The sequence below is a fragment of the Sanguibacter biliveldensis genome (assembly GCF_033798665.1).
Taxonomy (GTDB): Bacteria; Actinomycetota; Actinomycetes; order Actinomycetales; family Cellulomonadaceae; genus Sanguibacter; species Sanguibacter inulinus.
Genome location: NZ_CP138359.1, coordinates 546,175 through 558,030, shown reverse-complemented (window position 1 = coordinate 558,030; position 11,856 = coordinate 546,175). Strand labels below are relative to the sequence as shown.

At 67.3% G+C, this 11,856-nt stretch carries 7 protein-coding genes; 2 read left to right on the top strand and 5 right to left on the bottom strand.

Annotation, left to right across the window (positions count from 1 at the left end; genetic code table 11):
* Positions 1–266: 266 nt before the first annotated feature.
* The 5 genes from SANBI_RS02440 to SANBI_RS02420 all read right to left on the bottom strand — a co-directional run bounded on the left by SANBI_RS02440 (position 267) and on the right by SANBI_RS02420 (position 9,850).
* Complete coding sequence (locus SANBI_RS02440; protein ID WP_319158590.1) at positions 267–776, bottom strand: hypothetical protein; 510 nt, start codon at positions 774–776, stop codon at positions 267–269.
* A gap of 159 nt (positions 777–935) precedes the next feature.
* A complete protein-coding gene (locus tag SANBI_RS02435; RefSeq protein WP_319158588.1) occupies positions 936–1,511 on the bottom strand; it encodes a hypothetical protein in 576 nt (191 codons plus the stop codon).
* Between the two features lie 194 nt (positions 1,512–1,705).
* Entirely contained in the window at positions 1,706–2,149 is a 444-nt protein-coding gene (locus SANBI_RS02430; RefSeq protein WP_319158586.1) for a hypothetical protein, read from the bottom strand.
* Between the two features lie 338 nt (positions 2,150–2,487).
* Positions 2,488–8,484 carry an RHS repeat-associated core domain-containing protein gene (locus SANBI_RS02425; protein WP_319158584.1) on the bottom strand — a complete coding sequence of 1,999 codons (5,997 nt, stop codon included), beginning with the start codon at positions 8,482–8,484 and terminating at the stop codon, positions 2,488–2,490.
* Positions 8,485–9,211: 727 nt separating this feature from the next.
* Positions 9,212–9,850, bottom strand: coding sequence for a hypothetical protein (locus tag SANBI_RS02420; protein ID WP_319158582.1), 639 nt, complete (start codon positions 9,848–9,850; stop codon positions 9,212–9,214).
* 408 nt (positions 9,851–10,258) lie between these two features.
* Between SANBI_RS02420 and SANBI_RS02415 the strand changes: the two genes are divergently transcribed.
* Positions 10,259–11,038, top strand: a complete 780-nt coding sequence (locus tag SANBI_RS02415; protein ID WP_319158580.1) for a TspO/MBR family protein — start codon at positions 10,259–10,261, stop codon at positions 11,036–11,038.
* An 84-nt stretch (positions 11,039–11,122) separates the two neighbouring features.
* The gene (locus SANBI_RS02410) at positions 11,123–11,761 is read left to right on the top strand and encodes a uridine kinase family protein (protein WP_056135865.1); all 639 of its coding nucleotides are present in this window, start codon (positions 11,123–11,125) and stop codon (positions 11,759–11,761) included.
* Positions 11,762–11,856: the final 95 nt, after the last annotated feature.

Below are 11,856 nucleotides of genomic sequence, written 5' to 3'. Positions count from 1 at the left end.
CAACTTCCACCATGTCCCCGCCTCCTCGCCCAACGCTGGATCTGACTCCAAGGGGATACTGATCCTGGCTCACCGCCGCACCTCCGGGAATCGAATTCTTCAATCTCGGAGCGTCGCCTCTTGAAGACAGTGGAAGCTTCAGGTTCATCATCCACGAGCCTCTCGTGGAAGCAGTAGTCCGAGGCCCACTCGGGGAAACTCGACCATGAGGGTAGTGCACACTTGTCGCCGTGACACCGACGCCCCCAGTCCTCACATTGGAGGCTCTAGCCCCAAGGGCCAACAATAGATGTGGATATCGACTCGAACTCCGATGACCATTGCACCATGCCCTCACGCACCTCCTTGTCCGATGCGCTCGAGAAGTTCGGCGGAGCGTCGTCACCTCCTGGCACATCACCGACATAGAACTCCGCCTCCTTTCCACGCACCTGCAACAGTGGACCAAAGAGCATCTGGGCCCTGATGACGAACATTCCCTGCACCACCTCCGGCATCCAGGACATGACCGAACACCACGATCTGCCCCCCTTGGGATCGGATTCCCACTGCAGATCGGTGACTCCGTGGACTGCGACGACCGCCGTGTTTCCGATCTCAAGATTTATAGCCCCCTTGAGGTCGAACAAGAGCCAAGCCGTGGAGTTTATCGCGTCAATCCGGACATCGACCAAGGCGGCCTCGAGGAGTGCGTCCTCCTCGCGCAAGGCGTCGGACTCAGGTTGACCCCCGAGCGAATTTCGCCCTGGCCAGATAAGAAGATCCTCGATTCTCATCGTTTGAACACTCTGTGCCGCCAAAAGGAATTCATTGAGACGTCCCCACTCGGCTTTGGGTGCGTTCTATCCGTTGGCTCCATGACTCGAAAGCCTCTCTCCCTTTCGTCGAGCTCATGCCCTCCGCTTTCGTCGATAGACATGAATCCATTTCTGCTCTCAGTCAGGCACGAACCTCTCGGGCCCACGTTTGCAAGCACGCCTCTTCCAGTGCCACCAGTCGACAGGTCCGCGCGTAAATGCGTCAGCAACCTCGAAGCATGATCCCCAATCAGGTATCGCCCCGGTCAATTGGATCCGCTGCAGGCCTTCATAATCGAGACCGCCATCGAGATCAGCGGCATCACCGGAGTAGAATTCAGTACGCTCTGCCGCAAGATGTATCAAGCCTCCGGGTGCTGGCCACAGTGAAATTTCGATGTTGATCATGGCCTGACCAGAACTTAGGCTCCATGAGGCGACGCTCCACGCCGTGAGCGTGGTCGCGCCCGGGGGGCCGCTCCAAAAGAAGTTTCGTACGCCGCGTGCCACAATGACAGCAGTGTTCGATCTTGTAAACTCCAGAGCGGAGCGGAGGTCAAATATGAGTCCGCCCGTCTGAGTGATGGCGTCAGATCGCACATCGAGAAGTTGAGCCTCGTCAAGCAGCCCATCCTCGACAAGTGGGTTCGTCTCGGCCGGGCCGTCGCGGGGGATCGTGTGCGTCGGCGAAAGGAGAAGCTCCAGGAGCTTCATCGTGCGAACCTCCATCTTCAAAGCGGGATATGAGCAAGTGTTCAATTTGTTCTCCCACCCCTGAGAACCGCACTGGACGCGAATGCCGTCCAGATCTTCGGACACCCAGAGCACTCCGGCCGCTTCCCCATACACCCTGCCGAGGGCACCGCCGTTGGCGCACCCGTCCTCAACTCCACCTAGAATCATGGGCCCTATTTCAACGACTGCAGACCAGTGAAGAACAGATGTGCGTAATCAGTCGACCGTCTCGACCAAAGCGCATCCGCCTCTTGCTGCAGGAGTTCCACCTCGGCCTGCCCCAGATAGCGAGACATCACTTTAATCGGGTTCGCCGAAGTCTTCGATATCAGGACTGTCCCATCGCTCTCCGACACGCGAATAACGTACCGTCTTGGCCAGGTCGATCCAGATCGACGCATCGTGACCTCCAGTCCACCTGCGCCACCAGCAGCCGCGCATGCGCCCTCCGAACCGCGAGACATCGACCAGGCTCGAAGCACTTCGACCTCATTTCCCCAGTTGAGGCTCTCAGAACGAATCAAAGTGCCGGTCTCCATGGTGTAGTCGGGAGGTGCGTCGTCTCGAAAGCCATCAAGTTCTCCGATAACGAGCGTCGAGAAGTCTGCTGCGATCATGGACTCACCTCCGCTAGGGAACTCCATTCCGATCCCCGCGCTTCCCTCAGCACCCACGGAGAATCTGACTGGACCAACCTCTACTCTCGTGAATGATCCCGGGCCGCCCAGGAAATCGTCACGCCACTCGGCTCGCGTACATCCAAGCAGGCCGATGAGGTATCCGGAGCCCGGTCGGTCCTGAATGAGGATAAATGTGGCCGCCTCGCGCATGAAGATTCTCATGTCGATAAACTCACACTCGAACATTGCTTTGTCGAAGTCGAAGCGCTGCACATCTTGCCGAGGCAGAGGATTCGTTCGATCGCATATCTCCCATGCGATCTTTTCGACGCTTTTCACCAGATCCCCCATCGCCGGACCCCGTACTGGAGGTGACTCCAAGGGCTATCGTTGCCAATCGTCCTGCCCGTCAGTGGATGAACAGTTTGGAATTTTCTATTGTAGTAGACCGCATAAGGTCTCGGTATCGGGTGATATTGATTAGGCTTCGCTGGCATGAATCGAACTCCTGTCACGTTCGGATGAAGCCCAGATCTAACCGGCACCAGAACACCCCCACTCCCTTTGGAAGCAGTACCAGTAACGCCTCGCGTCGCGGCTGGCAATCGCACGGACTGTCCATCCACCTGTGTCCGAATATACTGTCTGGGCCGCGCCCCCAGAGATCCCCCTCGCGCCCAGTTTAAGGCAGCCTTCGGTGCCCGGATGGTGCTGCGGATGGCGATACTCGAGGCAGCACGAGGCATCGACGGGGCATGAGCTGCGGTGATCCGGTTGGCAAGGTTCGTAAGCCCTTGCGTCACGCCAGCCCCCGTACCCCCCAGCTTCCCGAAGATGCCTCCGGCAAGCGTGCCGATTCCCGTGCTGACTCCGAATCCCGCCCAGCTGAGGCTCCCGCGTCCGTCGTCGCCGATCACACCATAGGCTGCAGCCGCGCCCGCAGCTCCGGCAGCCATGCTGGTACCGAGCGTGGTGGCCGCGCCTGCCAGGACTCCCGCGCACACGCCCGCTGTGGCGGCGATGCACGCAGCGGCACCTGTGACGACGGCGGCTCCGACGACCACCGACACTCCCACCGACGCATACGTGCGCCAGTTGTCCTGGACGTGGTTCGTCACGTTCGAGGCGGTGTCCTTGACCCAGTTGCCTGCGCTCTCGGCCCAGCTGGGCCAGTAGCCGAGAACATCAGTGGTCGTGAGAGGGTCGCCGAGCACGTAGGCGTACCGGTTGAGCGTCTGAGGCTGGTGCAGCAGCCCGCCCCAGGCGTCGGGGGTCGTGAAGCTCGCTGAGGTGGGATCGTAGGTGCGGGCGTAGAAGCTCACGGTCCCGAGAGCAGCGTCTGTCTGCTCGCCGGTGTAGCCCACCCGAGTGCCCCAACCGGCCGTGTGGAACAACTGCCCACCCCACGCGTTCCAGCTGCTCGTCTGCGTGATCGCTCCGGCCGCTCCGACCTGCGCGATGCTGGAGTCCAGCGCGTCACCCAGGATCCAGGACCCCGTGCCCGTCGCAGTGCCTGACTGAGCGGTGAGGGTTCCCATCGGGTTGTAGGCGTAGCTGGTCACCCCGTGCTCGGCGTCACTGCGCCCGGAGACCGTCAGGTCGTCCCAGGTCTGGGTGGCCGTCCGGTCAGAGAGTGCTGTGACGAGGTGCTCGCTCACCCGGCGACCGAGGGCGTCGTAGGAATAGGTGAGATCGAGCTCCGGCGAGTCGACCGTGGACAACCGCCCGCTGCCGTCGTAGCCGGTCGTCGTCGTGGTCGGCGGACCCTCAGGTGCCGTGAGGTCGTGAGCGGTCTCGGAGGTCCGGTTACCGGCCTTGTCGTAGGAGTACTCCACGCTCGCGACGGGGGTTCCGCCGGAAGTAGTCGTCGCCCCGGTGATCTGGTTCGCGCTGTTGAAGGTCGCCGCTGTGGCGACGGACTGATCGCCCTCCACCCTCGTGGACTGGACCCGGTTCCCCGCCGCGTCCCAGGCGTACGTCTCCTCGGTCGTCGACGTCGTGACCTCCACGCCCGGGGTCGTGGACCCGCTGCCTGCGATCAATGCGCACCCCGGAGCACCGAGCAGAGCCGCAGCACTCAGGGGTCGCACGCCAGGCTGCGTGGGCGTCGACTGCTCGACGACCGTGGTCGTCCCGGTCAGGCGTCCCATCGGGTCGTAGGTCGCAGTCAGCGCCTCCGAGAAGATCGTGTCCGCGCCGGTCCGGCTGGCAGCCGTGTCGGTGCGGTCTGTCGTGGCCACCTGACCATCTGCCGTGTAGGTGTACGCCAGCGCGATGGTGTCGATGCCGGGGGTGGAGCCTGTCCCTGGCAGCGACCTCTCGTCGAGGTAGTCCGCGGCAGGCACGCAGCTGACCGGTCCCCCGGTAGTCGGGCTCGCACCCATCGTCACCGCAGCAGACGGGACCGCCGGGGCGGCTGCGTGGGTGATCGACGTGGGACGGCCGAGCGCGTCACGCTCGTAGGTGGTGACGACGTCGGCTGCTGCACCGAGGGACGTGCGCGTGATCGACTCCAGCTGGGCTGCGGGGTCCAGCACGTAGCTCTCGACACCCAGCGCGGTCGTGGTGGACGCCGGGTACCCGGCCTCGTCGTAGGTGTAGGTGACCTCGCTGGAGTCGGCGAGAGTCTTGGCCGCGACCCTCCCGGCAGCGGTGTAGCGCGTGCTGATGGTCCCAGCCACGGTCTGCTCGCCGGTGACCCGGCCGGCAGCGTCGTAGGTCCACCCGGTCTCGCCCGTCGGGTCTGTCGTCGAGACGAGGTTGCCCAGCGCGTCGTAGGTGAAGTCCTCGGTGCGGTCGGCGAGGCCCGGCGCTGTGACGGTCCGTCGGCTGACCTGTCCGCCCGCCGTGTACTCCACGGCTGTCGACCGTCCGTCGGGATCGAGGATCTCGGCGAGCCGACCCGCGTCGTCGTAGGTGTACGCCTCCACTGCCCCGAGAGAGTTGGTCGCTGATGCCAGGCGCCCGCCCGGGGTGAACTCGTCAGCGGTGACCTGCCCGAGCGGGTCGACGGTCTCGACGAGCTCTCCGGTCGGTGAGTACCGGTAGGTCGTGCGGGCGTCGGCGTCCACCGAGGACTCCAGGTCCGCGTCGGCACCGGCGACGACCTCGACAAGCTGGCCGGCCGGGTCATACCCATAGCTGGTCGCCGACCCTGACGGTGCCTGGGTCCCGGTCTGACGCCCTGCCCCGTCCCAGGTGTAGGTCGTGGTCTCGCCCAGCGCGTCGGTGACCGCCACAGGGTTCGAGACCGCGTCGTAGGCGATCGTCGTGACCTGCCCGAGAGGGTCGGTCTCTGAGACCGCCCGCCCCACGAGGTCGTAGCTGGTGGTCCAGGCGGCTCCGTGGGCGTCGGTCTCTCTTACCGTCCGCCCGGCCCAGTCCACCTCCAGGTCTGTGCGCACGGCGTCAGCGTCCGTGACGGCCACGACGTGGCCGTCGGGGTCGTGGGAGTAGGTCGTTGCCGCACCAGAGGCGTCGAGCGTCTCGAGCAGCTGACCCGCGGCGTCGTAGGCGTTCGTGGTCGTAGCACCCGCGGCATCGGTGGTGCCGACCAGCTGCCCGGCCTCGTCCCAGGTGAACAGTGTCGTGGCGCCATCAGGGTCCGTGGAGGAGACCAGCTGCGACAGCTCGTCGTAGACGAGCGTGGTCTCGCCGCCCTGCCCGTCCTGGACTGCGGTCAGGTTCCCCGCCGCGTCGTAGGTGTACTGCGTGACGACGCCGTCCTGGTCGCTGACAGCGGCCACCCGCCCGGCGTCGTCATAGGCGTAGGTGGCGACCCCTCCGGCGGGGCCGGTCTGTTCGAGCACCCGCCCCACCGGGTCGAGAGTGGTCGCCCACTCTCCCCCGAGCGGGTCGACGACGGCCACAGCACGGTGGGCTGCATCGAGTGTGTACGCCGTGACCGCGCCCATCGGGTCGGTCTGAGACGTCACCGCGTCCTCACGGTTGTACGTCAGACGCTCCGTCGCCCCTTCGGCGTCGGTGACGCCCACCAGGTGGGCAAGGCTGTCCCACTCGAGCGTCATGACTCCGCCCAGAGGGTCGGTGATGCTCGTCGTCAGGCCCACAGCGTTGTAGGCGTAGCGGGTCACACCGCCGTCGGGAGACGTCTCCGAGATCAGGCGACCTGCCGAGTCGTAGGCCCACGTCGTCGTCGCCCCTGCCTGCGTGGTCGTCGACGTCAGGCGGTTCCCTGCGTCATAGGTGTGCGTCGTGACCCGCCCCAGCGGGTCTGTCTCAGTGAGCAGGTTCCCTCGCTCGTCCCAGGTGAACGCTGTGACCGCCCCGAGCGGGTCGCTCGACGACAGGAGGTTCCCGCCCGCGTCGTAGGCGAAGGTCGACGCGGGTTGGTCTCCCACCTGGGTGGCGACGACCCGCCCGGCGCTGTCGCGCTCGACCACGGTGGAGACCGACCCTGTCGGCGCTGGTTCGCTGACCCGGACGAGCCGTCCCGCCGGGTCGTACGTCATCTCTGTCACAGCGCCGTCGGGGCCGGTGACCTTGAGCGGCCGGCCGGCTGCGTCCAGCGCGAGCGAGGTCGTCGACCCGTCCGGGTCGGTCACGGCTGTCACAGCGTCCAGGTCACCGAAGGTGAACGTCGTCGTCGCGCCGAGGGGGTCGGTCGAGCTGGTGACTCGTGACCGTCCGTCCACGCCGTAGGTCCACGCCGACCCTTCGGCGTCGGTGTAGACGGTCGACCCTGGGCTGTACGTGAACGTCCGGACGTTGCCCTGAGCGTCGCTCTGCGCACTCACCCGGCTCTGATCGTCGTAGGTGTTGGTCTGGTAGGTCACCCCGGACTCGTCGACCCCGGTCACGATCATTCCCGCCCCGTCGTACCCGAAGGACTGGGACCGCCCGTCCGGACCGGTGACGGTGGTCAGGTTCCATGCCCCGTCATAGGTGAGAGACCACGTCCGCCCGTCAGGCGCGCTCAGTCCCGTGACCAGACCCTCTCCGTTGCTCTGCACAGAGACGACCTGGTTGCCAGGCAGCGTCACCTGTGTCAAAGCCCTGAACAGCGGGTCTCCGGTCAGCGGCGCGTAGGCCAGGGTCGTCACTGCCCCGGAAGCCTCTCTGATCTCTACGAGGTCGCCCACCCCCTCCGGGTGAGAGGTGTCGAAGACCCACGTGTCACCGTCGTCGAGGACGAGGCTGAGACGCCCCCCGCCGTCCGCGTGGAGACGCGCACCGTGGTTGGCGTCGGCGGCGAAGCCCCCCACCCCGTCCGGGGTGAAGGTGTAGGACGCGCCGTCACCGCGCACGACCATGGCTGACCCGTCGGCGAAGCGCTGCGCCCGGGCCGACAGGGTGCTCGACCATCCGCGGCCGAACCGAGACACGCGATCATCGAGCCCGTTGTGCACCAATGCGGTCTGAGAGGACTGCCCAGCGGGCCCCGAGGTGGTGAACAGGTCGAGCAGCGTCACCAAGTTCCCGGTCGCGAGGTTGATCGGGTCCCCGCCATAGGCGGCATAGTTCTTGAACCCGAGCTGCATCCAGGCTGAGATCTGGTCCGAGGTCGGTGGCGCGGGCCAGCCGCCACCACGGTCTGGGTCCGTGCAGTTGAAGCCCTGAGACTCGAGGTACCGCCCCATCGAGACGAAGACACCGTCGACGATCGAGCTGAACCCGGCGTCGATCACCGGCCTGTCGAAGTTGTGGTCCAGGTACAACGTCTCGAGGTGCATGAGAGCACCGGGGACGCCCGCAAAGTCGTCGTAGGGGAGCATCGGACGCTCGGTCGGGGTCGCCGGCCGCCCCGTGTAAACCGGCAAGGTGTCCAAGGTGGAGCCGGCCAGCCCCACGTCCGCGGGACCTCCGCGGGAGTACACCTTCGAACCACCGTTCCCGATGGTTCCCCACGGGCTGCCGAGGGCAGCGTCGAAGGCCAGCGTCGTGGTCAGCACAGGGTCGTGAGCCGTCGCCATACCTGCACGGACGCTCTGGTCGAGCATCGGCACCGAGGTGTCGGTGCGCGTGACGACCACGTCGGCGAGGCACTGCTGCGTGAGCTTCGCCGCCACCTGGTTCGCGAGAGCGACGTTGTAGGCCAGCTCGGTGGCTGGGCCCCCCGGTCCGCTCGTGTGCGCGATGTCGTTGTCCGGGTCGAGCACGACCCGCGGACCGACCTCTGGGACGTCACGGTCTCCGATGACCACGAACTGCGACAGGTGGTCCACGTGCACCACCACCACGCCCCGAGCAGCGTCCAGGTAGGAGGGCAGCATCGTCCAGGGCTCGCTCGCGTCCTCGCGGGTGAGGACGCGGACAGATCCTGCGTCGAGCCCGGAGACCTCGGCCTCGGGCACGGGGATCTCGATCGACACCCCGGCACCACACCGTCCTCCACGAGCGGGGTCTCCTCTGTCGGGACGGTGTCCCAGCCAGACCCGTCTGCCGCCGGAGTCGTCCCTATCGGAGCGCCATCAGGTCCTTCGCCAGGCACTGGCCACCCGCCGCCGGCGGCCGCAGCACGTCTGCTGAGCGGAGCGGAGACCGCGCCAGGCGCGCCCAGCACCTGACCTCCGGTACCGCCGCCCGCCTGCGTGACGTTGTCCGCGCCTGCGGCAGCGAGACCCGAGACCGTACCGGGGAAGACCGTCACGTGGTCCCCGTCACCTGTCGTCGCGCTCACGTCGAAGACCGGACCGACAGCGACACCCCCGCTCGAGACAGCGGCCTCGTCAGCCACGTCTGCCGAGAGTCGGTCGACTCTCACGTCGAGGACCTCTTCGATCTGCGACCCCGAGAAGGTCACGGAGATCTCCGGCGAGACCAGCACGCTCTCCTCACCCGGGGAGATCGTCCCCGTCGAGAGCTCGACGGGTGCCTCGTCGGCCGGGTCGTCCGCGGCCGTCAGGGGCGTGACCGCCGGTACCGTCGCGGCGACCCGCGCTCTGGCGTGAGCCCACGCCGCAGGCGAGGCGACCGGCTCCGCAGCCTCTGCCACCAGAGGTGTGCTCAACCCCGTGCAGACCAGCGCACTGGCTAGCGCACCCACGAGTCCCTCCCTGAGGAGGTTCCCCCACGGGGTACCTCTCGTCGTCCAGCTGCTCACAGCTCTGCTCCCTCGTCACGTGACGTCGATCGGGTGCCACTCGCACCCTGTGCTGCAAGGCCCAGGCCGAGAAGACCCAGCGCGGCGGACAACCACAGGCCCACGGCTGCTCCTGTCGCAGCGAGCCCCGACCCTCCGGTCGGCTGCTTCTCCAGGCACCGCGCCAGCTCTGCGGCGTCGGAGACCCCGTTGGCGTTGAAGTCCTCGGTCCCCGTGGCGGTGACCGCGTCCCCGACGATCACGGCTTCGACCCAGCTCGCGATCCCGTCCCCGTCGACGTCCCCGTGCAGCGTCTCCGTCGAGCACCCCGTGTCGCCGCACAAGACCTGTCCGACGAAGTCCGGTATGCCGTCACCGTCGCTGTCCAGGGCGCTCACGGCGCAGGTGGGGCCGCCGCAGGCGAGCTGTTCCACCCAGTCGGCGATCCCGTCACCGTCGGCGTCGTCCCACGGCTGCGCGCACGTCGCACCACCGCAGATCGCGTCCTCGACGACGTCCGCGACGCCGTCGACGTCGACGTCCGCCCATCCCCGGCGATCGATCAGCCCTGTCCCGTCGAACCGGATGGCCCCGTCAGCGGGCCCTGCGGTGGGCACGCGCGCACCGACGTCCATCGAGGCCGTCAGGTTGGCCACCTCGTCCGCTGGTCCGGTCCGCCCGGTCGCCTGCGCCGGCCAGCACGCGACGACACCCACCACCCCGACGAGGAACAGGAGAAGACCAGCCCTCGTCCGCCGCCGGGCGCTGGTGAGGAGGCCTCTGCCCTGCCCCGGGGTGGATGTGCTGCGCTGAGACGGTGCTGAACTCGACACACTCGACAGATGACTCACACGGCTCCGAAATTCTCGTACAGGATCTATGCCCTAAAGCGACGTTCGGGAGCGTAACAGTAGTTTCTCCACCTGTCGTAGGACCAGAGGTCTGCACCGAGCCCGTGGTTACCGCCCTCGCCTCGGAGATGCTGTGCGGCAGGAGCGGGACGCCGGACAGCGCTCGAGGCGACCCCGGGTGCCGTCTCTCGCCAGTCGTGCAAAAGTCGTGCCATGACGACGAACCGCGACCTCACCCGGCAGATCTCCGTCCTCGTGCTCGCAGTGGTCGCGATCTTCGGGGCGGCCTGGGGTGCCGGAGCCTTCGGCGGCACCCCCACTTCTGAGGCCGCCGACGGCGCGCTGTCCGCCAGCGCCACCCCCGTCGCCCCCGGGACCACCGCCTTCTCGATCTGGTCGGTGATCTATCTCGGGCTCGTCGCCTATGCCGTGTGGCAGGCACTCCCCGCGCAGCGCGAGTCCGCCCGCCAGCGGTCGATGGGCTGGCTCGCTGCGCTCTCCATACTGCTCAACGCCGGGTGGCTGCTCGTGGTGCAGGCCGGGTCGGTGTGGGCGAGCGTCGTCGTCATGGCGGCGCTGCTCACCACGCTCGTCATGATCCTCGAGCGGATGCGGGCGACTACCTCGTCGTCGCTCGTCGAGACGGTTCTCGTCGACGGCACCTTCGGGCTCTACCTCGGCTGGGTGACCGTCGCCGCGATCGCGAACGTCACCGCCGCGCTCAAGACCGCCGAGCCGGGTGACCTCGGCCTCGGTGCGACAGGCTGGCCTGTGGTCCTCCTGGTCGTCGCGGCGCTCATCGCCGTCGGCTTCGCCGTGCACACCGGCGGGCGCCTCACCATCAACCTCGCGATGGCCTGGGGGCTCGCCTGGATCGCGGCGGCTCGCTGGGAGGGTCCGCTCGAGGACTCGACCGTCGCGCCGGTGGCTGCCGCTGCCGCCGCGGTCGCGCTGCTGTCCGCCGTCGTCGTCAGGCTGCGCCAGCGGGCCTGACGTGCCACACCCGGTGCCGCACACCACACCGCTCCGGGTCCCCTGTCCGCCGATCTTCGTCGCCCCGTCTGGAAAGATGGTCAGGTGACTGCACACGACGCCGACGGCCTCTTCGACCTCCCCCCGGGAACGCGTCGACCGACGGCCCGCGTGGTCCTCATGACCGGCGCGTCAGGGTCGGGGAAGTCCAGCCTGGTCCGCCGGCTCGGTCTGCCGTCGATCCAGCTCGACGACTTCTACCACGACCACGACCACCCGGACATGCCCAGGCGCTTCGGCATCGCCGACTGGGACTCCCCCGCGAGCTGGGACGCCGACGACGCCCTCCGCGCCCTGGTCGAGCTCTGCACGACAGGCCACGCCGACCTGCCGATCTACGACATCCCCACGTCGACCCGCACCGGCACCACGCACGCTGACGTCACCGGCGCACGGGTGATCGTGGCCGAGGGGATCTTCGCCTCGGAGCTCGTCGCCGCCTGCCGTGCCGAGGGCATCCTCGCCGACGCCGTCTGCATCACGCGACCCCGACTGGTGACCTTCTGGTTCCGCCTCCTGCGCGACCTGGGCGAGTCTCGCAAGCCTCCGCTCACCCTCGTGCGACGCGGCTGGGGGCTCATGCGTGACGAGCCCGGGTTCGTCCGCCGCTGGACCTCGCAGGGCTGCCGGGCCGTGCGCGTCGCCCAGGCCGAGAAGGAGATCCGCGCGCTCGCGGCAGCCTGACCTCAGACGCACGAAGGCCCCCGGACCTCACGGTCCGGGGGCCTTCGTGGCGCTGTGGGCGGGCGATCCGGCTCAGCCGGTCCCCCGCCTCAGCG

What these genes read in the sequence shown, in the direction of transcription:
- SANBI_RS02440 (WP_319158590.1), bottom strand. Translation starts at nt 776, where the DNA reads ATGAGAATCGAGGATCTTCTTATCTGGCCAGGGCGAAATTCGCTCGGG.
- SANBI_RS02435 (WP_319158588.1), bottom strand. Translation starts at nt 1,511, where the DNA reads ATGAAGCTCCTGGAGCTTCTCCTTTCGCCGACGCACACGATCCCCCGC.
- SANBI_RS02430 (WP_319158586.1), bottom strand. Translation starts at nt 2,149, where the DNA reads ATGATCGCAGCAGACTTCTCGACGCTCGTTATCGGAGAACTTGATGGC.
- SANBI_RS02415 (WP_319158580.1), top strand. Translation starts at nt 10,259, where the DNA reads ATGACGACGAACCGCGACCTCACCCGGCAGATCTCCGTCCTCGTGCTC.